The organism is Streptococcus sp. 2342, assembly GCF_013276795.1.
Classification (GTDB): Bacteria; Bacillota; Bacilli; order Lactobacillales; family Streptococcaceae; genus Streptococcus.
Map to the genome: position 1 here is coordinate 1 of NZ_VMLR01000014.1, position 24,090 is coordinate 24,090.

Here is a 24,090-nt window from a genome sequence, read left to right on the forward strand (position 1 = left end):
ACTTCTGTAGTTCCTTCTACAACAGAACCTTCTTCTGCTGGTGAAGTTTTGGGAACACCATTTACTGTAGTTTTTGTTTTAGTCTCGTCTAAATAGTAAACAGAACCATTTGCTTCCAATTTTTGAGGCTTTTCAGTATCATTTTCTTTAGTATTATATGTAACGTTTTCTGTATTTTTGCTTGTATTAACAACTACTTCTTGATTATTCGCATCAAGATAGTAAGTTTTTGTTTCAACTTCTACTACCGCATCAACAGTATCCTTATATGAATCTTTAAGAGTTGTCCCGTCTTCTGTTTGATAATGAACAGTAACCGAGCCTTTCTTTTCGACTCTACTCGTTTTTTCAGGACTATAAGTATAGGTGATCGTAGTATGACCACTACCTAAACGATAAGCACGCAGCGGTGTATAGGCTGTACGATAGTTATACGTCTCACGAGCAACGCCTTCAACGACCATATTATCGAAGTAGAGTACATTGTCTTCGGCATATCCATCCGTAAGACGGATATTTTTATCGGCATCGAATGCTACATCAGTAGCCGGTCTATTTTCTGAGTCTAAGGTCCCTCCTTTTTTGATTTCTTCATCTATGCCTTCAATTCCAGATTGCTGGACATATGAAAAGGCAAGGTATCTTTTCAAATTCCCTTCTGTATTTTCCAAACCTTTTGCTTGGATATAGGCTAAATAGCCTTTTAAAAATTCTCTACTTTTCTCATGACTGAGACGATCGGGATTGTCTTTGTAAACATTAATTGCCTCATAAAGCTCATGCAAACTAGATATATTATTATTTGGGGTAGGTAAGTTGAAGACATATGTAAAATTCACACTACTATGACTAGCGGTTACAAAGGTATTTTTTTCTAATACGAAGACATAATCTCCTTCCTTGACACCACCATCTTTAGCGATATTGTCAGAAGTATATTCTTTAGCCGTAGCTTCTCCTGCCTTAAATGTCTCTTCTAACCAGTTATCAGAAGTAGTCTCTGGTGTATTAGCTAATACATATTTGCCGTAAGTCCCCTTACCAGTTTCTTCGACAATCCAAGTACGACCTCCTGGTTTAACCCCACTGTGGTTAATTTTCCCATCATTTTGAATAAGACCTTCAGAAGTTAGTTTTGCAGTCACAGTTCCAAGAGTAGAGTCAGAGTATACCCCTCCTCCATCCCCTGTAATTTCTACAGCTGGATTCCCAATCTTATGATAGATCGTATTATTTTTTTCAATCGTATCTTTTCCTACTGCACCGTTCTCTTTTGCCTTAGCTAACTCATCATCGGTAATGTTGTTACCTGTTAATGTTTTGAAGACTTTTCCTGATTTTCCGTATACTTCGTAACCTACCGTAATTTGTTTTTTAAAGCCTGCATCTTGATTTTTATTTTCTTCTAAAACAGTTTTATCAGTTGAGACATATTTGTAGTCTACCTTACCGGTTTTAGTAATTTCTTCCGTACCTGTTTCTGTCGGTTTGGGATTAGAATCAAAATCTTTTGAAGCAAGCCCACCATCACTATAATCATCATTCTCAATTTTCACATTTGCTGTGTCTACTGTAATAGAGCCCTTACTATTTGATATAGTAGTTGTCCCATCTTTATTATCAATAATAGCAGCTTCTACAGACTGAGTATTGACAGACAAAGCGATAGCAGCACCCATAATGAGCCCAAGAGTTCCTATTTTTACTGAGTCTGAACGACCGTTTTTTAATTTACGAATGGAAAAAATTTCCTTTTTATTTGACAAAATATCAAGCCTCCATATATATATATATATATATCAACCTAGTAACTTATTGAGAAAGAAATCTAAATTGTTGATTTTAGTATATCATTTTGTTCATAATTAGACAACTTTGACGTACAAAATATTTTATCTCTTCTGTATATTACTTCCACTAACTTCTAATATCAGAAAGAGGATTGTTAAATCATTTATCGCATTGTTAAGAATTTAGAAAATCTGTGCATTATAAAAAAATAAAACACATCGTATCAAGGTTTACTAGACATGATATTATGCGTCTTTATCATTTGTTATACTTCTACTCAGACTCCTGAGCTATTTACATCCACCCTGAGGGAATCGAACCCCCATCTCAAGAACCGGAATCTTACGTGATATCCATTACACTAAGGGTGGAAACTTGTTTTATTATAACAGAAATTTGCTCTAATAACAAGTTTTTTTCTAGCCGGATAGCCCGTCTTAGTGGGAAGCATCCCCATTCCAAATAGAGTTTTTCACGATAACATAATCAACATGTTTAAGGTCAGCAACCTGACGTCCACCTGCATAGGAAATAGCACTTTGAAGGTCTTGTTCCATCTCAGTTAAAGTGTCTTGCAAATGACCTTTTGCAGGAAGCAAGATGCGTTTGCCCTCCACATTTTTGTAAGCACCTTTTTGATATTGTGAAGCTGAACCATAGTACTCTTTGAACTGTTCACCATCAACTTCAATCGTTTTCCCTGGACTTTCGATATGTCCTGCAAAGAGGGAACCAATCATGACCATGCTGGCACCGAAGCGGATAGACTTGGCAATATCACCGTGAGTACGAATTCCTCCATCAGCGATAATCGGTTTACGCGCAGCCTTAGCACACCAGCGTAGAGCAGCCAACTGCCAACCACCTGTACCAAAACCAGTCTTGACCTTGGTGATACAAACCTTACCAGGACCGATACCAACCTTAGTAGCATCCGCACCAGCATTTTCTAATTCTCGCACAGCTTCTGGTGTTCCCACATTTCCAGCAATGACAAAAGTATCTGGCAATTCTTTCTTGATATGTTGAATCATAGAAATCACACTATCTGCATGACCATGAGCGATATCAATCGTGATGTATTCCGGAGCATCAGCCTTGAGCTGGCTAACGAAATCATACTCATAGTCCTTAACACCAACAGATATAGAAGCAATAAGCCCTTGTTCATGCATGCGCTTAATAAAAGGAATACGTCCTGCCTCATCAAAACGATGCATAATATAGAAGTAACCCCCTTTAGCTAGTTGCTCTGCTACATTTTCATCCAAAATCGTCTGCATATTAGCTGGCACAACAGGTAGTTTAAAGGTGTGATTTCCTAGAGTGACACTTGTATCCGCTTCTGCACGGCTTTTAATGACGCATTTATTTGGAATCAATTGAATATCTTCGTAATCAAAAATTGGAAATTCATTTAACATATCGATGTCTCGTTTCTTTTGTAATAACCTACCTATGCTTGCGCATCTCTACGTCTTTTCCGACGTTTCCTTAATTCATTATAAAACAAAGTACATTTTTTGTCAAATAATTTTATAATTTAAATTATATTGTTCGGATTTTACTTGCATTAAAAACAAAAGAAAGAGGAGAGATTATTTTCTCTCCATTTCTCCTCTATCCTAATAATACTCTCCCTGACGGTAGTCCCATGAGTTAAAGGTATCTGACAGGTGCATCATGATTTTATCAATGTCAAGTCCTTTGCGGATCACAACTGGAGCTGGTGAAGTTGAACGTGCTCCTCCTTGTTCTGGGATGAGTTTTCCGTCCTTATCGACCATAGAGACCATCACGCCTTGCTCGTAGCGAGTTTCAATCGTTTTGTCAGGTTGGATGGATGCCACGTAGTCATCTGCCTCGATAACAAGGTCCACTGCCCCTTCGATGCGTTCTCCGATACCTTCTACCTTACCTCGGTTTCCTTTTCCAGATGGGTTTGCTGATGAGGCGTAGACCATCTTGCCCTCTTCCCAAAGTTTGGCAGCCAATTGTTCACCAGCTTTCCCAAATTTGATAACGAAACAGCTAGTACCACGCACGTCAGTCATCAGTTCTTCACGGCCATCACCGTATGCTTTGAGTTTTTCAAAAGCTTCTGGTTTCCAAGGAAGGATACAACCAAGAAGAATATCTTCATCCCAATGTCTTTGGTAAAAGGTTTCAATTTCTGGGTTGAGTTGTGCTAAAGCGCGAAGCTCATCCATGCTACCACAGAGAACAACACCTGGTTTGTTACGGTTACGTTCTTTGGCTGCGAACTTACGCTCAAGTCCTGCCTTGTCACTAGTCATGATGATGTAACCAACTTTGGTAGGGCAAACGATACATCCGCCCTCACCTTTTAAAATGTCATAGCCTTCTTGTGAAAGTGTTCCCTTCCATTGAATGTGTTTTGTCATAGTTCTATTTCCTTTTCTATTTTTCTTCTAATCCTGCCAGTAGGTTGGTCGTTGTTTTTCATAGGCATCAATCAAATCTTCATACTGCAAAGTAATACCGATATCATCCAAACCATTTAAGAGTTTGTGTTTCCATTCGCTATCGATTTCGAAAGTGAATTCTCCAACTGGTGAGATGATTTTTTGTTGCTCTAAGTCCACAGTTACCTGATCAGTCGGTTGTAGCTGGGCCAGTTTCTCTCTAACCTCTCTGGGCTGAACAATAGGCAACATGCCATTATTGAGTTCATTATTGTAATGAATATCCCCAAAAGACCCTGCTATCACGACTTTAAAACCATAGTCCGCTAGAGCCCAAGCTGCATGCTCCCTCGAAGACCCTGCCCCAAAGTTATCTCCTGAGATGAGAATACTGGCTTTCCGATATTCAAGTCGGTTAAAGACAAAGTCTGGGTCCTCGGTGTACTTGTCATCCAGATAACGCCAAGCATACATGAGATACTTACCAAAACCTTTTTTATCAATCAACTTAAGAAACTGCTTGGGAAGGATTTGGTCAGTGTCGATGTTATCATTCATAAGAGGAACAGTCGTTCCCGTATAAACTGTAAATTTCTCCATATCCTCTCCTTACTGGGCCTCTGGCATCTGTCGAACATCTACGAAACGCCCTGCGATAGCTGCCGCAGCTGCCATGGCTGGACTGCAGAGATGGGTCTTAGCGCCAAATCCCTGTCTATCTTCAAAGTTGCGATTGCTGGTTGAGGCGCAATGAACGCCATCAGGTACCTTGTCAGGATTCATCCCTAGGCACATAGAGCAACCTGGGTCTCTCCACTCAAAGCCAGCATCTAGAAAGACCTTGTCCAAGCCCAACTTCTCAGCAGCTCTTTTGACAGGACGAGAGCCAGGTACCACGATTGCTGTTAGATTGGGAGCAATTTTCTTCCCTTTGACAAATCTAGCAGCCAGCTGTAAATCGCTGAGACGAGCATTGGTACATGAACCGATAAAGATATATCCTAGTTCAATATCAGCTGGCTTTTGACCAGGCTCCAAGTTCATGTAATTGTAGGCGCGCTCATCATTCATATCTTTAATTTCTGGGAAGCTACTGTCGAAGTCAACCCCCATAGCAGGATTGGTTCCCCAGGTCACCATAGGAGCCAAGTCTGAGACATCCATCCGGATAACCTTATCGTAAACGGCATCATCATCACTGACAATAGTTTTCCAATCCGCCACAGCCTCTTCGAAGTCCTCTGGAACACATTCTCGTCCTTTTAGATAGTCATAGGTGGTTTGATCTGGATTCATGATTCCCATCTTAGAGCCAAACTCAATAGACATATTGCAGATAGTCATTCGCTCTTCCATGCTCAGTGCCTCAATAGCTTGTCCACGATATTCCACGACATAACCAACACCACAAGCAACGCCGTACTTGGCAATCAAGGCTAAAATGAAATCTTTGGAATAAACTCCTTTTTGAGGAACACCAGAGAATTCTACCAACATTTTCTTGGGTTTGACCTGCCAGAGGGTCTGGGTAGCAAAGACATGCTCGACCTCACTAGTTCCAATCCCAAAAGCGATAGCTCCGAAAGCTCCGTGGGTTGCTGTATGGCTGTCTCCACAGACGATGAATTTTCCTGGTTGAGTCCGTCCTGTTTCAGGTCCAACCATATGAACGATTCCTTGCTTTTCGGAACCATGGGCCGCATGTTCGATCCCAAACTCCTCAACATTTTCAGCCAGTTTATCAATTTGAGCCTTAGAAATTACATCTCGAATATCGTAGATATTGACCGTCGGGACGTTGTGGTCAAAGGTTCCAAATGTCAAGTCTGGTCGTCTCAATCTGCGTCCTGCATCTCTTAATCCTTGAAAAGCCTGAGGACTGGTCACCTCGTGGATATAGTGCTGGTCCACATACATGAGTTGGGGCTGCCCCTCTTCTCCTGTGATGACATGGCGGTCCCATAATTTATCAAAAATCGATTTTCCTGCCATCCATTACCTCCAAATAACATATAAAGCTACTAGTGTAGTCACCATCCCAAGAAACCAAACCGTTTTAAAGTACCATTTTCGAGTCTTGTGGTGAAAAATGATTCCTGCTAGCCAGGCACCAAAACCACCACAAGTAAAAGCTAAAATGAGTAAGATTTTCCCTGGGATGCGCCAAACTCTTCTCCTTGCCTTAGATTTGTCAATGCCATAAATCAAGAAAACCATGACATTCCAAATCAAAAGGACTAGAGTAATTCTTTCGTCTAACTTCATAACCTTGCAATAATAGCTTCTGTCATTTCCTTAGTCGAAGCCTGTCCACCTATATCTCTTGTTAAAATGCCAGCCGCTAAACTAGCTTCAACAGCACGCTCAATACGCTCTGCATCCTCATAACGACCAAAACTATCTCTCAACATCATGGCCACTGATAAAATCATGGAGATAGGATTTGCAATGCCTTGACCAGCAATATCAGGTGCTGAACCGTGAATAGGTTCATAGAGACTTGGTCCATTTTCAGAATGACTGGCTGATGGCATAACTCCAAGTGTGCCAGATAGAACGCTTGATTCATCCGAGAGAATATCTCCAAAAAGATTCTCCGTCACGATGACATCAAACTTAGCAGGATTGGTAATCATGAGCATGGCAGCTGAGTCCACCAGCTGGTGTTCCAAGGTCACATCTGGGAAATCCTGTGCGACATCCTCAGCCACTCTTCTCCAGAGTTTTGATGTTGCCAACACATTTTGCTTATCGATGCTAGTAACGATTTTTCTCCGACTTCTTGCAATTTCAAAGGCTTTATGAATAATTCTATCCACTTCCTCATAGCTGTAGTCGTTGATATCACGCGCTTTTCGCTCTTCAAGGATATGATCTCCAAAGTAAATCCCGCCTGTCAACTCCCGTACCACGATAAAGTCTACACCTGAAATTCGTTCTGGTTTAAGAGGTGACAAATGCTTAAGACTGTCAAAGATTTTTACAGGGCGTATATTGGCATAGAGATTGAGTTCCTTACGGAGAGCCAGCAAGCCTTGTTCAGGGCGAATCGCTGCTCCATCATACTGAGGACTACCGATAGCCGCTAAGAGAATGGCATCTGCTTCACGACATACCTTGAGGGTTTCATCAGGTAAGGGATGGCCCGCTGCATCAATACCTGCACCTCCGAAGGGGCGTCTGTCAATCTCATAGTCAAAACCTGTTTTTTCAGCTAGAGCCTCCAGAACTTCTAAACCAGCCTCCATGATTTCTGGGCCAATTCCGTCCCCTGCTAGAGCTACTATTTTCTTTTTCATAGCCTTCTCCTTTACACACTAGGCATATCACGATAGGAAACGCTACGTCCCATCTCACCTGCATTCTCTTTTTGAACAAAAGTATTAGCATTGATATAGGCAATAGCAGAAGCCTTCAACACATCGAAATCAAGACCTGATGCATTAAAAATAGTTTCTGTATCTCTATTTTCAACAGTGACCAAGACCCGAGCTTGGGCATCGATTCCATCTGTTACCGCATCGATAGTGTAGGACACCAAGCGAACAGGTTGATTAAAGAACTTGTCGATAGCGTTAAAGATCGCTTCAACGGAACCTTGACCTGTCGCATTAAATTCGACCTTCTCACCATCCATATTGGCTAGGCTAACGAGCGCTTCGATGTCATTATCTGCATGGGTTTGCAGTTGTAAATCATCAAAGTGGAAGCCTTCTGGGTTTTCAACCATTGTTCCAGCTACCAAAGCTCGAATATCTGCATCTGTGATTTCTTGTTTCTTGTCGGCCAGTGCCTTGAACTTGGCGAAGAGTGGTTTGATGTCCTCTTCTGTATAATCTAGGGCCAGTTCTCTTAGTTTTTCAACAAAGGCATGGCGACCAGACAATTTACCAAGCGGAAGACTATTACTCTTAACCCCGACCAATTCAGGTGTGATGATCTCATAAGTGAGAGGATTTTTAAGGACTCCATCTTGGTGAATACCAGACTCGTGGGAGAAGGCATTACCACCAACGACGGCCTTGTTTTTAGGAACTGGGATACCTGAGAAGCGAGAAACCATTTCTGACGTATTGATGGTCTCATTTAGGACAATGCTTGTCTCTGCTTGATAGTAATTTTGGCGAATATTGAGGGCAACTGCAATTTCTTCCAAAGCAGCATTCCCAGCTCGCTCCCCAATACCGTTAATAGTTCCCTCTACTCGTCCTGCCCCATTCTTGACAGCAGCAAGGCTATTAGCCACTGCCATTCCGAGGTCATCGTGACAGTGAGGAGAATAGATAATCTGACGGTCTGTTTGTACATTGTCAATCAGGTGTTTGAAGATAGCACCATACTCTTCTGGCGTGGTAAATCCTACCGTATCAGGAATATTGATATAAGTCGCACCTGCATCTACAGCTGTTTGAACAACTTGCAGGAGGAAATCCAACTCGGTTCTAGTCGCATCTTCAGGCGAGAACTCGACCATTTCAAACTTAGAACGGGCATAGGAAACATGCTCCTTAATAGCCTCTAAAATCTCTTTCTTGCTCTTATTGAGCTTATACTTTCGGTGAATCGGACTGGTAGCGATAAAGACGTGAACCTGTGGATACTTGGCGTCCTTGAGTGCCTCATAGCAAGCATCAATATCAGACTTGACAGAGCGGGCCAGACCAGTTACCGCTGTTGTCTTCAAGACTTTGGCGATCTCCTGAACTGCTGTGAATGAATCTGGACTAGCAGCTGGGAAACCAGCTTCAATGGCTGAAATGCCCCATTTCTCCAGCTGCCTTGCAATGGCAATTTTTTCCTTGATTGAAAAATTAACACCGGGTGTCTGCTCTCCATCCCGAAGGCTAGTATCTAGAAATTCAACTGTTCTCATAAGATTTCCCCTTTTCCAAATGTGGTTTTAAAAAAACATCTCGCTAGGAATTCCAAGCGAGATGTTGATTTACTCCCGCTTGGTAAGCCAAACAGGACTAATGCTTTTTGCACTAGCCCGAGTACCTCAACAACAAAGCAAATTGATTAAACTTAGCTGTTTTCATGTTTGACTTTCTCCTTCGTTTGATATCTTGTTTAGTATTTTAGCATAGGCAAAAGCGCTTGTCAAGAAAAAATCCAATATTTTCTGAAAATTTCTTCAGTAGAGAATATTTTGCTAATTGAAAGTTATTGAAAGAATCTTGAAATGTTTCATTTTTTAGAAGTTAAATTCCAACTTCTTTCTATCAATTCCAGTACTTCTTCATCTACCAAAGTATCATCAAGCACCACACTAATCCAGTAATGCTTGTTCATATGAAAAGCTGGATAAATGCCCTTTTTTGAAAGTAAATCAGCTACTTGGTCATGTTTGAGATTGACTGCTTCCACTTGCCCTTCTCTACCCTTTTCCAGCTTATCCCAAGAGATTTTCATCAAGACGGCATACCACTTTTGATTGCCTTCATGCCTTAACACTGCCGTATCAGGCGATTTCTCTCACAGATATTCCAGCTGATTACCATACTTTTCCTGAATTTGAGTCATAATTCGCTTAGTCTGAGGACAGATAAAATCTTGCACATCAAAACAAGCCTTCCGAATCTGGTAAAGAATCTCCAGACAAGCCTCACGGACATTTCCGACAAAAGACCCTCTCATGCTTTCCATATGAACTTGAGGATAGAGATCTCCTGTTTCCTGATCAAAGACTTGAAAGCTCACATTATCAGCAGTGATGGATACAATCATGAAAAAGTCACCATCTAAAATCTGGCAACTATAGGTCCAGACTCCACTATTTTCTACAAAACCATAAGCATGAGCCTTTTCCTGATTAAATTGATAGGATTTAAAAATTTCAAACATAAGTGAAAACTGCTACCAAAAGCTAGCAGTTCCTTTCTATTTTTTAAAAGACAACCTTAGTTCCATGTAATTGTGTCACGCCCAGCTGGTCGATAAAGGTTTGACGGTTGTCCATGTCAATCCCTCCACCTGGTAAAATTTCAATCTTACCTTTAGCGTGCTCCAAAATTCTGTGATAATGAGCAAAACGTTTGTCTAGCGAGTCACCAGATACTCCAGCACGAGTTAAGATACGGGTGACACCAGCTTGGCTGAGCCAGTCAATAGCTTCTAACTGGTCTTCTTCGCTCAATTCATCAAAGGCCATATGAAAGACAATTTCCATTCCTTTTGATGCAGCAATTAGCTTCTCAAGATTAGCTTTATCCAGCTTTTTATCAGCAGTTAAAGCCCCAAATACAACTCCTTGACTTCCAGCCTGAGCAGTCAACCGAATGTCTTCTAGCATGATAGCAATTTCTAGGTCATTGTAGACAAAGTCGCCACCACGTGGACGAATCATAGTCATGATGGTCGTATCGTAGTTAGTTGCCAATTTAACCGCTGCCTTGGTCACTCCATAGCTTGGTGTTGTTCCTCCCACTGCTAGATTATCACAGAGTTCAATTCGACGAGCTCCAGCCTGCATCGCTTTTTCAAGCAAGGTCACATTTTCAGCACAAAATTCGTAAATCATTTGATTCTCCTTGAAGATTACTTTAAATTCATTATATCATATTGTTGTGAATATGCTTTCATTTTTATCAAGGCAAATAACTACTATTTAACTATTCTTTGTCTGGAATGACCTTGAAGAGATAATAAGTGATAAAGATGGTCAAGGCTCCCAGACCGATTTTGACTGGTAAGAGAGGGGCAAAATAAATGGAAATTCCCATCAAGATGTAGATGGATACGATGATTTTTTTCTTACGTTCACGCGCAATAGACTTTGTTTCTCGAAAATCAGCTACATAGCTCTGATAGAGCTTGGTATGATAAAGCCAATCTTCGAAGCGCTTGGAACTTCTGGAGAAACAAGCAATAGACAACAAAAGGAAAGGCGTTGTCGGCAACAAGGGTAAGACAACCCCAACAATAGCCAAGGCTAGTGATAAAAAACCAATTATCAGATAGATAAGACGCATAACTTCTCCTAGTTAAAATAATCTTCTTCTAGTTTCGCATAAAATGATGAATTTTGTCAAGTTCTAACCAAAAGAGCCTGAAATTCACTTTCAGGACTCTCTTCTTATTTAATCTTTTCTTCCTCGTAGTCACCCTTGCTACAAACAATCTGCTTGCCACCACCACGGACTTTTTTCTCCATGAGGAAATTGCCACATTTTGGACAGTCACGACCAACAGGCTTGTCCCAAGAAGTAAATTCACAGTCTGGATAGCGATTGCAACCATAGAAAAGGCGATTGCGTTTGGTTTTACGCTCAATGATTTGTCCCTGATGACAACTTGGACACTCAACACCAATCTCTTTCACGATTGCTTGGGTATGACGGCAATCTGGGAAATTGCTGCAAGCGTAGAACTTCCCAAAACGACCAAGTTTAATGACCATTGGACTGCCACACACTTCACAATCAAATCCAGCTGGTTCATCCTTGATTTGGATTTTTTCCATTTCTTCTTCAGCCTTGGCGACTTCTTTAGAAAATGGTTTGTAAAAGGCATCAATGACACGTTGCCACTGCTCTTTTCCGACTTCGACGTCATCCAGTTTACCTTCCATTTCAGCTGTAAAGGTCACGTTTACGATATCTGGGAAATATTCAACGATGAGCTTGTTAACAATTTCTCCCAACTCTGTCGGTTCAAAACGTTTGGCTACAAGGCGAACATAGTAACGTTTCTGAATAGTTTCAATGGTTGGTGCGTAGGTGGATGGACGTCCAACCCCATTTTCCTCCAAGGTCTTGATAAGGGTCGCTTCAGAATAGCGAGCAGGCGGTTGAGTGAAATGTTGCTCTGGTTTGCTATTAACCTGCTTAACCACATCTCCAACAGCCATATCTGGTAACATCTTATTCTTATCAGAATCATTATAAATGGCAAGATAACCATCAAACTTAACCTGACTACCATTGGCAGCAAATTGAACCCCATTTTGAGACAATTTAACGGCCATGGTATCAAAGACAGCAGCTGTCATCTGACTCGCTACAAAACGATTCCAAATAAGAGTATAAAGCTTGAGCTGATCCTTGTCCAGATACTTAGCAATACTTTCAGGTGTGTTAAAGACACTAGACGGGCGAATAGCCTCGTGGGCATCCTGAGCTCCTGAAGCATTTTTGACCTTGCTACCATGCTTAGAATACTTGCTACCAAAACGGTCCGTAATGAAGCTTGCTGCCTCATTTTGCGCCACTGGACTGATACGAGTCGAATCGGTACGCATATAGGTAATCAAACCTTGAACACCAGAACCGATATTAATCCCTTCATAGAGCTGTTGGGCAACCATCATAGTCTTTCGAGTACGGAAGTTAATTTTATTGGCAGCGTCCATCTGCATGGATGAAGTGGTATAGGGTAAAGGAGCATTGCGTTTGCGCTCTTTCTTATCTACCTGATCCACTGAAAAATCCTTACTAGTCAGACGAGACAAGACTTCCTTGACCTCATCATTGCTAGTCAATTTCAGCTTTTTGCCATCCACTCCATAGAAGGAAGCTTGAAATTGCTTGGTTCCCTTTTTAAAAACAGCATCAATTGTCCAGTATTCTTCTGGTTGGAAGGCATTAATTTCATTCTCACGGTCAATGATTAACTTAAGCGCAATAGACTGAACGCGCCCTGCTGATAAGCCCTTCTTGACCTTCTTCCACAAAATAGGCGAAATCGAATAGCCTACCAAACGGTCTAGGACACGACGAGCCTGTTGGGCATCGACCAAGTCCATATCAATCTTACGAGGTTCTTTAAAAGCATTTTTGACCGCATCCTTGGTGATTTCATTGAAGACCACACGGTTGGCATCATTTTCATCTAAGTTGAGAATATGGGCCAAATGCCAAGAAATCGCTTCTCCTTCACGGTCCGGGTCACTCGCCAGGAAGACTTTATTAGCTTTTTTGGCTTCTTTTTTTAAGTCATTGATGAGAGGGCCCTTTCCTCGAATATTGATATATTGCGGTTCATAATTATTTTCAATATCGACAGACATACTGGATTTCTTCAAATCACGGATATGCCCGACACTGGCTAAAACCTTGTAGTTTCTGCCTAGATATTTTTCAATCGTCTTGGCCTTAGCAGGCGACTCCACGATTACTAGATTTTTTTTAACTGTTGATTTTTTCTTTTTTGTTGCCGTAGCCACAGTATCACACCTTTTCAAAGTAATAAACTTTATAAAGTGTAAACCATTTTTTGAACCCTGTCAAGACTTAGCTCCTATATATAGAAGAAAAGTTGGTTTAGAAATAGAAATTTTGTCTTAAAATTCAAATTCCGCAAGAATATCTTGCCCGCTGGTGACCAATTTTGCTCCTTCCTGAATCAAATGATGGCAACCGTCTGATAGTCCATCTAAAATGCTACCAGGAATAGCAAAGACATCGCGCCCTTCTTCCATTGCTCGCTCACAGGTAATGAGACTACCTGAGCGCATCTTAGCCTCTGCTACAATCACACCGCGGCAAAGTCCAGCAATGATGCGATTACGGGCAGGAAAATGAAATTTCAGAGGTTGTTCACCAGGTCCATACTCACTGAGAACCAGATGATCATTTCCGATGTAGTCTTGCAAGCGTTTATTAGCTTTAGGATAAAAAACATCTAGTCCTGTTCCAATCACTGCAATGGTTTTGCCACCATTCTGTAGAGCTGCCATATGAGCCGCTGTGTCAATTCCCTTGGCCAATCCACTGACAATAACCAGTTCATTTTCCAAGCCTTGAATGACTTTTTCAATTGACTTAGCTCCCTGTTTGCTACAAGCACGACTACCCACAACCGCTACTTTGGGAAATTTTAAGAGGTCAAGATTGCCCTTGTAAAATAAAAGTACAGGCGCGTCATATATTTCACTCAAATCCCAAGGATAACAGTCGTCTAAAATAGAGAAAGATGGAAATTTTTGAAACTCCTTCTCCAAATGCGCATCGTCTATCTGAAAATAACGTTCCATAAAAACAGCTGGATTGCGGCAACCTGATATATCTGCAATATCGCCTAACAACAATTCTTGATCGAAATTTTCACCGTATTCTAGCACTTTCAAAATCTGTTGATTGGTCAAACCTGATTTTTTTAACTTATAGATTTCATAGTTTGTGATTTTCATAAATAGCTCCATTTCTTTTTCTACTCATCTATCTATTCGTAAAAAAATCAAAAAACATCCGACTATTTCAGCCAGATGTTGGAATTTTTAATTTTCGTTTTTAAGAATTTCTTCTAATTTATGATAGTCTTGGACACTATCGATTTCATAGATGCTATTGCCTTCTAATTCTTCAACATAGACATCTAGCTCTTTGATATTATCCTTAACCATATTGTCCCAATAGAGATCTACAAATTCACCACTTGCATAGGCCTTGTCGATAAAGCTGACAATCTTTTCTGCTGTTGGAGCATCCCAGAAGGATACACCACTAAGGATACGGCCTGCCTTGCTATCAACAATAATGTCTTGAACCTTGTAATCATCTCCATAGACCAAGAACCATTCATTAGTACAATCTTCACGATAAACACTAAAATAAGTCGAACGTGTCAAATCATTACGGAACATATTTTTAAAGAGATAATTATCGGCATCAATAACATAGCTGTTGGCCAATTCTTCTTTTACAAGATAGAGAGAATAAAAATTATTATAGTCAGCGTATTTATCATTGAAAACGAGGCGAACACCATATTTCTCTTTCAAGTAATCGAATTGTTCTTTAAGGTAACCAACAATGATAATAATCTCGTTAATCCCTTTTTCTTTGAGAAACTCAATTTGGTACTCAATCAAAGGTTTTTGATTAACTTGAACCAAGGCTTTAGGGGTATTTTCAGTCATAGGACGCAAGCGAGTTCCCAATCCCGCTGCTAAGATAATGGCTTTCACACGAATCTCCTTTATTCTTTAATAATAATATAAACTCCAGCAATGACGACAAGTGACGTAATAATTGTCAGCATATCTAGTGGTGCACCTAAGAAAACAACTGCAAACAAGACAGTCCATACTACATAGCTCACATTCAAGCCTGTAGCCTTGGCTGGTTGCAAGCGATTGATAGCAATATAATAAGCCAAGTAAGAAATCATATCAAAGGCTGCAAAGATAATCATAAGACCTAGCAATTGTCCATTGGCGACTTCTGCAAATGACTGATGAGAGAAGAGTACAATCACAAGATAGGACAAGAATGAAGTCACTTGACGAATCAAGAGGGCTTCGATTTCACTCAGTTCACTTTCCATAGCAAAGGAGCTAAGAACACTCTCACTTCCCCATGCAATGGCACAAACCAATGCACAGAGAATCCCAATATAGAAAGAATTAACCTGTTCAACCTTATAAGTTTGAGCAATTATCCCTCCAATAATCAAGACAATTCCAAAGATAGTATTTTTCGAAATCTTGTGCTTCAAAAAGAAGAAAGCCAATAAAACTGAAATCGCAGGGTAAATAGCCGATACAGATGAAGCTAAGGAACTTCCGATATACTTAACCGCATAAAGATTGGCCTGCATACCGATAGGACCTGCTAGCAAGGCCCCGATGATAACACTGATATTGCGAATATTTAAGAAAATCGAGAGGCGAACTTTCCCTTCTTTTACCAAAAGAAAAGCTAGTAAGATAAAGATGCTCAAAAAATCATGAGCTGCAGCCACCACAAAGGGCGACAAATCTGTAAAAATTGAAAAGATGTAAGCACTAATTGTTAGACCTAAACCCCAGAAAATACCTGAGAGTAGACCAAAAGAAACTCCATTTTTATTTTTCATCTGAACCTCCATAAGAAGTCAAACCTTTAACAGCTCTTTGGTAACGACTCACACCATAGTCACCAAAATCTGCACCTTGCTCTTCTTTGTAGACTGTCCATAGACTCCAAATAGCATCTTGTAAAATTTTATAAATGGCAATCTTTTCACGAGAGACAGGTGTTTGCTCACTCTCATAGTGAAATAAGAAGGCTTCTTCCTCTTGACGAGTGAATTCAGACTCTAAAAAGAGGGCAGCCAAATCCCACATTGGATCGTTCATTGATGAATATTCCCAGTCAATCAAATATAAACGTCCTTGAGGTGATTCGATAAAGTTTTCAGGCACCAAATCGATATGACAAGATTTTCTGTCAACACCTAAGTCAGCCAGTCTTTTCTCTAAGGCGAAGACTTCTTCTCGAACAGCTTCATAGTTGGCATAAGGGATTTTTTCCTCAATCAAGGATTCGTATTTTTTGATTTCTTCAAAAGGAGCAAATTCTCCTCTTAATTCCTTACCAGAAGCATGAATAGTTTGTAATATTGGAGCAATTTTGTCAAATTTGGTCTTGATTGACGTTGAATCAAGCGTAATCGCAGATTCGATATACTCATTTACTTTGATACCAGCATCAATATCAAAAAGATAATTTTTTACATCTAGGTCTAAATCTTTAAGTAGTTCAAGATTGTACTTTTCATCTTGACGATTGATCAGCTTTTCTGTCCCTTTACCAAAGAACTTAACGATGTATTGCTTATTTGTTGTTTTGACCAAATAGTTTTGATTGGTCATTCCCCCCAGTTGTTCAACACTGAGGACTTCCTCTTCTTGACTAAGTAGGGAAGAAATTTTTTCTTTAATGATTTTCTCCACAATTAACCTCCAGCACTTATACTTCCCACTTAAACACGGTTTTAAAGGCTGTGTTTAAATCGGTTGCAAAGACACGGTGAATATCTTTAATTTCTCTTACAGGTTCTTCTAGATAAAGGATATTTTTAAGACGATTTGCAAATTTCTTGACTTCCATCATTTGGATGGCATTTTCAAAATCAATGCGACCAGAACGAGAGGAACCAACCAAGAGCAAGCCTTTTTCTAAGGCATCGCGTGTATTGAGATTGACTTTATACTCGCTAACACCCATCATGAGAATCGTTCCCTGAGGACGAATATAGCGAATTAAGTCATTAATGGCTGGTCCAGTACCATCACCACCACAACACTCAAAAGCATGGTCAAAGGCCAAATCTTCAGGAATATTATCAGTAATATAGCATTCTTTGGCAAATGAGAAAAGTTCCAACTTTTCCCAATGACGACCAATAACCACAATCTCTGCTTCTGGCAAAGTATAGTTGATAATATTGGCAACCACAAAAGCTAAACTTCCATCTCCGATAACAGCAATTCGGTCCCGCTTGCTATGAGCAAGGGTCAATAGACGATTCATAGCGTGCATGCCGACACTGACAAACTCTGTAATCGCTGCAACCGTATCTTCAATAGCATCATAAGCCACCACACGGTCTTTAGGGAGAGAAACAAACTCTCTCATAAAGCCATCAAATCCACTAGACAAGAAATGGGTCCCTGTCATGTAGTTCTCATAGAATTCTTCATCACTCTGCATAGGAGGCTGATTAGGAATCATGACAACTTTTTGACCAACTTCGTAGGTTTCTGTAGGGTCAGAAATAACGGTTCCACATGACTCGTGAATCATTGCCATTGGAAGCTTTTTATTCAAAACCTTGGGATCACGTTTTCCCTGGTAGTAACGCTGATCCGCATGACAGACAGCCATGTAGTTGGGACGGATAAGGATATGATTTTCTTGGTCAATAGCCTCTTCCTGATATTTGACATTGATAAACTTAGGCTTAGTTAGTTGATAAATTTGATTAATCATTTTACTAGTCTTTCTCAATCATACTTTTTGCAATCTTCAAATCTGTTACGGTTGTAATTTTTAGATTTGAATATTCACCTTTGGCCAAGGCCACATCTTTTCCTTTGATCACAAAGATTTTACATGCATCTGTCAAGATTTCCTTCTCTTCATTAGAAAGAGATCCATAAAGGTCCATGAAGTCCTTGCAACGGAATGTTTGAGGTGTTTGTCCTTGATAAAGGTGAGCACGATTTGGAATATCTGTAATAAATTGACCATTGGTACTTTCAACGATAGTATCAACCGCTTCAACTACTGTGTCCACTGCGTCATGATTTTGGGCAAGTTGGATATTGTCCTGAATCATGCGAAGTGTAATAAATGGACGAACAGAATCGTGGGTAACAACGATATCCTCTGGAGTAAGCGGACGATAAGCATCGATAGCTTCAATGATTTTCTCAATACTTGTATTCCGGTCAGAACCACCTTTTGTAATGATGATACGTTCCTTATGAAGAGGAAGATATTTATCTACAAGATCTTCTGCATGAGAAACCCAGTCTCCATGAACCCCAACTACAATTTTTTCAATACTTGGTTCCAAGACAAATTTTTCAATTGTATGAATCAAAATAGGTCGATCACCTAGCTCTAAAAATTGTTTTGGCAAGTTACTGATTCCCATGCGTGTGCCAGTTCCACCAGCAAGAATTCCTGCATAAATCATCTATTTTCTCCTTTGTCTTACTAAAAAAACTTATTCTCTCTATTATACCACAATCTAGTCCTATCATGAAAGAAATACCGGCCCTCCCGTTCTAGAATAGAAGGATTAAGGAGTTCTATTATTCAAAGAAACTAGTCCATTTCTAGCAATGACCAGGAATTCTGTAGTCATTGCCAATAAATGGCTGTGAAATTTTAGAGTTCTTCAGAATAATATAGTTTTCTTAAAGAAAACTTAAAATTAAGCTTTGAAACTTCAAAGTGATTACTTGACTTATACTCAATGAAAATCAAAAAGCAAACTAGGAAGCTAGCCGTAAGCTGTACTTGAGTACGGTAAGGCAACGCTGACGTGGTTTGAATTTGATTTTCGAAGAGTATTACTGCCCTTCATTTCTTATTAGCTGACTTTATGATATAATGAAAAACGAGGTAAATTGAATGAAAAGTATAAAATTAAATGCTCTATCTTATATGGGAATTCGTGTCTTAAATATTATTTTTCCCATCTTAACTGGTACCTACGTCGCGCGTGTCTTGGACCGAACTGACTATGGTTACTTCAACTCTGTCGACACTATTTTGTCATTTTTCTTGCCCTTTGCGACTTATGGGGTCTATAACTACGGTTTACGGGCCATCAGTAATGTCAAGGATAACAAAAAAGATCTGAATAGAAACTTCTCCAGTCTTTTTTATTTGTGCATAGCTTGTACGATTTTGACCACTGCTGTCTATATCCTAGCTTATCCTCTCTTCTTTACTGATAATCCAATCGTCAAAAAAGTCTACCTTGTTATGGGGATTCAACTCATTGCCCAGATTTTTTCAATCGAGTGGGTCAATGAAGCTCTGGAAAATTACAGTTTTCTCTTTTACAAGACTGCCTTCATCCGTATCCTGATGCTGGTCTCTATTTTCCTGTTTGTCAAAAATGAACACGATATTGTTGTCTATACACTTGTGATGAGTTTATCGACACTAATTAACTATCTGATTAGTTATTTTTGGATTAAAAGAGACATTAAGCTTGTTAAGATTCACCTAAGTGATTTTAAACCGCTCTTTCTCCCTCTGACAGCCATGTTGGTCTTTGCTAATGCCAATATGCTCTTCACATTTTTGGATCGTCTCTTCCTCGTTAAAACAGGGATTGATGTCAACGTTAGTTACTATACCATGGCTCAACGAATTGTGACCGTTATAGCTGGTGTTGTAACAGGAGCTATCGGAGTGAGTGTGCCTCGTCTCAGTTACTATCTAGGAAAAGGCGATAAGGAAGCCTATGTCGCCCTTGTTAACAGAGGCAGTCGAATCTTTAACTTCTTTATCATCCCACTGAGCTTTGGTCTCATGGTTTTAGGACCAAATGCCATCCTACTTTACGGTAGTGAAAAATATATCGGAGGCGGTATCTTAACCTCTCTCTTCGCTTTTCGGACGATTATCCTGGCACTAGATACCATTCTTGGTTCCCAAATTCTCTTTACAAATGGTTATGAAAAACGTATCACAGTTTACACAGTCTTTGCTGGATTACTCAATTTGGGCTTAAATAGTCTCCTCTTTTTCAACCATATCGTGGCTCCTGAATACTATTTACTGACAACTATGCTATCAGAGGCCTCTCTACTTGTTTTCTATATCATTTTCATCCATAGAAAACAACTCATCCACTTAGGACATATCTTTAGCTATACTGTTCGATACTCTCTCTTTTCACTTTCCTTTGTAGGAATCTATTTCCTGATCAATTTCGTGTATCCTGTGGATATGGTCATTAATTTGCCATTTTTGATGAATACTGGTTTGATTGTCTTGCTATCAGCCATATCTTATATTAGTCTACTTGTCTTCACCAAAGATAGCATTTTCTATGAATTTTTAAACCATGTCCTAGCCTTAAAAAATAAATTCAAAAAATCATAGGAGTATAAAATGAAACAACTAACCATTGAAGATGCCAAACAAATTGAATTAGAAATTTTGGATTATATTGATACTCTCTGTAAAAAGCATAATATCAACTATATTATTAACTACGGTACTCTGATTGGGGCAGTTCGACATCAAGGCTTTATCCCTTGGGACGACGATATTGATTTATCCATGCCTCGAGAAGACTACCAACGATTTATTAACATCTTTCAAAAGGAAAAAAGTAAGTATAAGCTCCTATCCTTAGAAACTGATAAGAACTACTTTAATAACTTTATCAAAATAACCGACAGTACAACTAAAATTATTGATACTCGAAATACAAAAACCTATGAGTCTGGTGTCTTTATCGATATTTTCCCTATGGATTGCTTTGATGATCCTAAGGTCATTGATACTTGTTACAAACTGGAAAGCTTCAAACTACTGTCTTTCAGTAAACATAAAAATATTGTCTATAAAGATAGCCTCTTAAAAGATTGGATACGAACAGCCTTCTGGTTACTCCTTCGACCGGTTTCTCCTCGTTATTTCGCAAATAAAATCGAGAAAGAAATTCAAAAATATAGTCGTGATAATGGGCAGTATATGGCTTTTATCCCTTCTAAATTTAAGGAAAAGGAAGTCTTCCCAAGTGGTACCTTTGATAAAACAATTGATTTACCCTTTGAAAATTTAAGCCTTCCAGCACCTGAAAAATTTGATACTATTTTGACACAATTTTATGGAGATTATATGACCCTACCACCAGAAGAAAAACGCTTCTACAGTCATGAATTTCACGCTTATAAATTGGAGGATTAGGATGCAGTATTTAGAAAAAAAAGAAATTAAAGAAATTCAACTAGCCCTGCTAGACTATATTGATGAGACTTGTAAGAAACATGATATTCCTTATTTTCTCAGTTATGGAACCATGCTTGGAGCCATCCGCCACAAAGGTATGATTCCTTGGGATGATGATATTGATATTTCCCTTTATCGTGAGGATTATGAGCGTTTACTGAAGATTATTGAAGAAGAAAATCACCCTCGCTATAAGGTTCTCTCCTACGACACTTCTTCTTGGTACTTCCATAATTTCGCATCGATTTTGGATACTTCTACTGTTATCGAAGACCATGTTAAGTACAAGCGTCATGACACCAGTCTCTTTATCGATGTCTTCCCAATTGATCGCTTTACAGACTTGAGCATTGTAGACAAGAGTTATAAGTATGTAGCCCTTCGTCAACTAGCTTATATCAAAAAATCACGCGCAGTTCACGGTGATAGCAAATTAAAAGATTTTCTTAGATTATGTAGCTGGTACGCTCTCCGATTTGTCAATCCTCGTTACTTCTACAAGAAAATTGATCAGCTAGTCAAAAATGCTACAACCAACACTCCTCAATATGAGGGAGGAGTTGGTATTGGTAAAGAAGGAATGAAAGAAATCTTCCCAGTTGATACCTTTAAAGAACTGATTTTAACTGAGTTTGAGGGCCGTATGTTACCAGTTCCAAAAAAATATGACCAATTTTTAACTCAGATGTATGGGGATTATATGACACCACCATCAAAGGAAATGCAAGAGTGGTATAGTCACAGTATTAAAGCTTATCGCAAAAACTGATTAAGGGCAATTATACAAAGTATTGAGTGAGACTTGGAAAAAACTCAATTGCAGGAAAAAATGAAGTAAGTCCCCCACAACAAAACGCATAGTATCAAGTTTTTTTGAACTGCACCCCAAAAGTTAGATAGAAAAAATCTAACTTTTGGGGTATTTTATTATGAAATTAACTTATGATGATAAAGTTCAGATCTATGAACTTAGAAAACAAGGATATAGCTTAGAGAAGCTTTCAAATAAATTTGGGATAAACAATTCTAATATTAGGTACATGATTAAATTGATTGATCGTTACGGAATAGAGTTCGTCAAAAAAGGAAAAAATCGTTACTATTCTCCTGATTTAAAACAAGAAATGATTCATAAAGTCATACATGAAGGCTGGACTAAAGATAGAGTTTCTCTTGAATACGGCCTCCCAAGTCGTACGATACTTCTTAATTGGCTAGCACAATACAGGAAAAACGGGTATACTATTGTTGAGAAAACAAGAGGGAGAGTACCTAAAATGGGACGTAAGCCAAAAAAGAAACCTGAAGAGAGGACAGAATTAGAACGTCTTCAAGCAGAAAATGAGTACCTGAGAGCGGAGAATGCTATCCTAAAAAAGTTAAGAGAACTCCGATTGAAGGAGGAAAAAGAGAAAGAAGAAAGACAGAAATTGTTCAAGAATTAATGACTGAGTTTTCGTTAGATATTCTTCTAAAAGTCATTAAACTAGCTCGTTCGACCTACTACTATCACTTGAAACAGCTAGATAAACCAGATAAGGACCGAGAGCTTAAAGCTGAAATTCAATTCATTTTTATCGAACACAAGGGAAATTATGGTTATCGTCGGGTTCATTTAGAACTAAGAAATCGTGGTTATATGGTAAACCAGAAAAGAGTTCAACGCTTGATGAAAGTACTCAATTTACAAGCTAAAATGCGACAGAAACGAAAATATTCTTCTCATAAAGGAGATGTTGGCAAGAAGGCAGAGAATCTCATTCAACGTCAATTTGAAGGCTCTAAAGTAATGGAAAAGTGCTACACAGATGTGACAGAATTTGCCATTCCAGCAAGTACTCAAAAGCTTTACTTATCACCAGTTTTAGATGGCTTTAATAGCGAAATTATCGCCTATAATCTTTCAACTTCACCCAACTTAGAACAAGCAAAAGCAATGTTGGAACAGGCATTCACAGAGAAACGCTACGAGAATACCTTTCTCCATAGTGACCAAGGCTGGCAATACCAACACGATTCTTATCATCAGTTTCTTGAGGGTAAGGGAATTCAAGCATCCATGTCACGTAAGGGTAACAGCCCAGACAACGGTATGATGGAGTCCTTCTTTGGGATTTTGAAATCGGAAATGTTTTACGGTTATGAGAAGTCGTTTCAGTCGCTTAAGCAATTGGAACAAGCCATTGTAGACTATATTGATTACTACAACAATAAACGAATTAAGGTAAAACTAAAAGGACTCAGTCCTGTGCAATACAGAACTAAATCCTTTGGATAAATTAATTGTCTAACTTTTTGGGGTCAGTACATACAACACCTGAATATTATGCGTTTTAATTTTTCTTCAATCCATTACAATAGACAAAGAAATCAATTTCTTATAAGTAAAGGAATTTGAAGATAGCTACTGCTGCAATAGGTGCTACTACTGGTACCCAAGAATACCACCATTTTGAATCGCCTTTATGCTCACCAAGAACTGATTTTGGAAGGAAAGCATGAAGGAGACGTGGTCCCAAGTCACGGGCTGGGTTCAAGGCAGGTCCTGTAGGTCCACCAAGTGATGTTACCAAAGCCATAACGAGGAATCCAAGTGCCAAGTGAGCCACAGAAAGTCCTGAAGCAGTGTGTGGAGCCACCTGTGCTTTAATAGCCAAGTCAGAGAAATCAACTGTTTGTCCTGC

The 24,090-nt window shown here is 39.4% G+C and carries 21 protein-coding genes, 1 tRNA gene and 2 pseudogenes; 4 read left to right on the forward strand and 20 right to left on the reverse strand.

Annotated elements, in window-relative coordinates; translation table 11 throughout:
• The 19 genes and pseudogenes from HT689_RS09160 to HT689_RS09250 form a co-directional block, all read right to left on the reverse strand.
• Positions 1–1,766, reverse strand: a pseudogene (locus HT689_RS09160) (hypothetical protein); the annotation flags it as partial.
• Between the two features lie 324 nt (positions 1,767–2,090).
• Positions 2,091–2,162: transfer RNA gene (locus tag HT689_RS09165), tRNA-Arg, on the reverse strand.
• 66 nt (positions 2,163–2,228) lie between these two features.
• Positions 2,229–3,215: a GMP reductase gene (locus HT689_RS09170; RefSeq protein WP_000931175.1), complete on the reverse strand. Its 987-nt coding sequence runs from the start codon at positions 3,213–3,215 to the stop codon at positions 2,229–2,231.
• 201 nt (positions 3,216–3,416) lie between these two features.
• Positions 3,417–4,196, reverse strand: a complete 780-nt coding sequence (locus HT689_RS09175; RefSeq protein WP_173251795.1) for a Sua5/YciO/YrdC/YwlC family protein — start codon at positions 4,194–4,196, stop codon at positions 3,417–3,419.
• Positions 4,197–4,223: 27 nt separating this feature from the next.
• Complete coding sequence (gene leuD, locus HT689_RS09180) at positions 4,224–4,817, reverse strand: 3-isopropylmalate dehydratase small subunit (protein ID WP_173251797.1); 594 nt, start codon at positions 4,815–4,817, stop codon at positions 4,224–4,226.
• Between the two features lie 9 nt (positions 4,818–4,826).
• Positions 4,827–6,209: a 3-isopropylmalate dehydratase large subunit gene (gene leuC / locus HT689_RS09185; RefSeq protein WP_173251799.1), complete on the reverse strand. Its 1,383-nt coding sequence runs from the start codon at positions 6,207–6,209 to the stop codon at positions 4,827–4,829.
• 3 nt (positions 6,210–6,212) lie between these two features.
• Complete coding sequence (locus tag HT689_RS09190; RefSeq protein ID WP_173251802.1) at positions 6,213–6,482, reverse strand: DUF1294 domain-containing protein; 270 nt, start codon at positions 6,480–6,482, stop codon at positions 6,213–6,215.
• Positions 6,479–7,516, reverse strand: a complete 1,038-nt coding sequence (gene leuB / locus HT689_RS09195; protein ID WP_173251805.1) for a 3-isopropylmalate dehydrogenase — start codon at positions 7,514–7,516, stop codon at positions 6,479–6,481. The genes HT689_RS09190 and leuB overlap by 4 nt, the downstream gene beginning before the upstream one ends.
• Before the next feature lie 11 nt (positions 7,517–7,527).
• On the reverse strand, positions 7,528–9,090 hold the full coding sequence (locus HT689_RS09200) for a 2-isopropylmalate synthase (protein WP_173251807.1): 1,563 nt from the start codon (positions 9,088–9,090) through the stop codon (positions 7,528–7,530).
• 314 nt (positions 9,091–9,404) lie between these two features.
• Positions 9,405–10,061: pseudogene (locus tag HT689_RS09205) on the reverse strand (MmcQ/YjbR family DNA-binding protein).
• Between the two features lie 43 nt (positions 10,062–10,104).
• Entirely contained in the window at positions 10,105–10,737 is a 633-nt protein-coding gene (locus HT689_RS09210) for a copper homeostasis protein CutC (protein WP_173251811.1), read from the reverse strand.
• Between the two features lie 91 nt (positions 10,738–10,828).
• The gene (locus HT689_RS09215; RefSeq protein ID WP_119919762.1) at positions 10,829–11,188 is read right to left on the reverse strand and encodes a YbaN family protein; all 360 of its coding nucleotides are present in this window, start codon (positions 11,186–11,188) and stop codon (positions 10,829–10,831) included.
• A gap of 104 nt (positions 11,189–11,292) precedes the next feature.
• The gene (topA, locus tag HT689_RS09220) at positions 11,293–13,380 is read right to left on the reverse strand and encodes a type I DNA topoisomerase (RefSeq protein ID WP_173280981.1); all 2,088 of its coding nucleotides are present in this window, start codon (positions 13,378–13,380) and stop codon (positions 11,293–11,295) included.
• Positions 13,381–13,497: 117 nt separating this feature from the next.
• Entirely contained in the window at positions 13,498–14,346 is an 849-nt protein-coding gene (gene dprA / locus HT689_RS09225) for a DNA-processing protein DprA (protein WP_173280984.1), read from the reverse strand.
• A gap of 87 nt (positions 14,347–14,433) precedes the next feature.
• Positions 14,434–15,123: a sugar phosphate nucleotidyltransferase gene (locus HT689_RS09230; protein WP_000643976.1), complete on the reverse strand. Its 690-nt coding sequence runs from the start codon at positions 15,121–15,123 to the stop codon at positions 14,434–14,436.
• A gap of 11 nt (positions 15,124–15,134) precedes the next feature.
• Entirely contained in the window at positions 15,135–16,013 is an 879-nt protein-coding gene (locus HT689_RS09235; RefSeq protein ID WP_173280986.1) for a DMT family transporter, read from the reverse strand.
• A complete protein-coding gene (locus HT689_RS09240; protein WP_173280988.1) occupies positions 16,003–16,872 on the reverse strand; it encodes a phosphotransferase in 870 nt (289 codons plus the stop codon). Before HT689_RS09240 ends, HT689_RS09235 begins: the two co-directional genes overlap by 11 nt.
• A gap of 16 nt (positions 16,873–16,888) precedes the next feature.
• The gene (locus HT689_RS09245; protein ID WP_173280990.1) at positions 16,889–17,911 is read right to left on the reverse strand and encodes a ribitol-5-phosphate dehydrogenase; all 1,023 of its coding nucleotides are present in this window, start codon (positions 17,909–17,911) and stop codon (positions 16,889–16,891) included.
• Between the two features lie 4 nt (positions 17,912–17,915).
• Positions 17,916–18,623, reverse strand: coding sequence for a 2-C-methyl-D-erythritol 4-phosphate cytidylyltransferase (locus HT689_RS09250; protein ID WP_173280992.1), 708 nt, complete (start codon positions 18,621–18,623; stop codon positions 17,916–17,918).
• Between the two features lie 440 nt (positions 18,624–19,063).
• On the opposite strand from HT689_RS09250, the gene tacF reads away from it, so the two are divergent.
• The 4 genes from tacF to HT689_RS09270 all read left to right on the forward strand — a co-directional run bounded on the left by tacF (position 19,064) and on the right by HT689_RS09270 (position 23,684).
• A complete protein-coding gene (gene tacF, locus HT689_RS09255) occupies positions 19,064–20,551 on the forward strand; it encodes a type IV teichoic acid flippase TacF (RefSeq protein ID WP_173251824.1) in 1,488 nt (495 codons plus the stop codon).
• 9 nt (positions 20,552–20,560) lie between these two features.
• Entirely contained in the window at positions 20,561–21,364 is an 804-nt protein-coding gene (locus HT689_RS09260) for a phosphorylcholine transferase LicD (protein WP_173251826.1), read from the forward strand.
• 1 nt (position 21,365) lies between these two features.
• On the forward strand, positions 21,366–22,175 hold the full coding sequence (locus tag HT689_RS09265; protein WP_138700105.1) for a phosphorylcholine transferase LicD: 810 nt from the start codon (positions 21,366–21,368) through the stop codon (positions 22,173–22,175).
• Between the two features lie 160 nt (positions 22,176–22,335).
• A protein-coding gene (locus HT689_RS09270) for an IS3 family transposase (RefSeq protein WP_173280994.1) occupies positions 22,336–23,684 on the forward strand; the annotation gives its coding sequence in 2 pieces (ribosomal slippage) (positions 22,336–22,777 and positions 22,777–23,684; 1,350 coding nt in all).
• Between the two features lie 100 nt (positions 23,685–23,784).
• Here HT689_RS09270 and HT689_RS09275 read toward each other — a convergent pair.
• On the reverse strand, positions 23,785–24,090 hold a 306-nt coding region (locus HT689_RS09275; protein ID WP_173280996.1), incomplete at its 5' end, for an aquaporin.

Coding starts and splice junctions, on each gene's coding strand:
- HT689_RS09170 (WP_000931175.1), bottom strand. CDS start 3,215: ATGTTAAATGAATTTCCAATTTTTGATTACGAAGATATTCAATTGATT.
- HT689_RS09175 (WP_173251795.1), bottom strand. CDS start 4,196: ATGACAAAACACATTCAATGGAAGGGAACACTTTCACAAGAAGGCTAT.
- leuD (WP_173251797.1), bottom strand. CDS start 4,817: ATGGAGAAATTTACAGTTTATACGGGAACGACTGTTCCTCTTATGAAT.
- leuC (WP_173251799.1), bottom strand. CDS start 6,209: ATGGCAGGAAAATCGATTTTTGATAAATTATGGGACCGCCATGTCATC.
- HT689_RS09190 (WP_173251802.1), bottom strand. CDS start 6,482: ATGAAGTTAGACGAAAGAATTACTCTAGTCCTTTTGATTTGGAATGTC.
- leuB (WP_173251805.1), bottom strand. CDS start 7,516: ATGAAAAAGAAAATAGTAGCTCTAGCAGGGGACGGAATTGGCCCAGAA.
- HT689_RS09200 (WP_173251807.1), bottom strand. CDS start 9,090: ATGAGAACAGTTGAATTTCTAGATACTAGCCTTCGGGATGGAGAGCAG.
- HT689_RS09210 (WP_173251811.1), bottom strand. CDS start 10,737: ATGATTTACGAATTTTGTGCTGAAAATGTGACCTTGCTTGAAAAAGCG.
- HT689_RS09215 (WP_119919762.1), bottom strand. CDS start 11,188: ATGCGTCTTATCTATCTGATAATTGGTTTTTTATCACTAGCCTTGGCT.
- dprA (WP_173280984.1), bottom strand. CDS start 14,346: ATGAAAATCACAAACTATGAAATCTATAAGTTAAAAAAATCAGGTTTG.
- HT689_RS09235 (WP_173280986.1), bottom strand. CDS start 16,013: ATGAAAAATAAAAATGGAGTTTCTTTTGGTCTACTCTCAGGTATTTTC.
- HT689_RS09245 (WP_173280990.1), bottom strand. CDS start 17,911: ATGATTAATCAAATTTATCAACTAACTAAGCCTAAGTTTATCAATGTC.
- HT689_RS09250 (WP_173280992.1), bottom strand. CDS start 18,623: ATGATTTATGCAGGAATTCTTGCTGGTGGAACTGGCACACGCATGGGA.
- tacF (WP_173251824.1), top strand. CDS start 19,064: ATGAAAAGTATAAAATTAAATGCTCTATCTTATATGGGAATTCGTGTC.
- HT689_RS09260 (WP_173251826.1), top strand. CDS start 20,561: ATGAAACAACTAACCATTGAAGATGCCAAACAAATTGAATTAGAAATT.
- HT689_RS09265 (WP_138700105.1), top strand. CDS start 21,366: ATGCAGTATTTAGAAAAAAAAGAAATTAAAGAAATTCAACTAGCCCTG.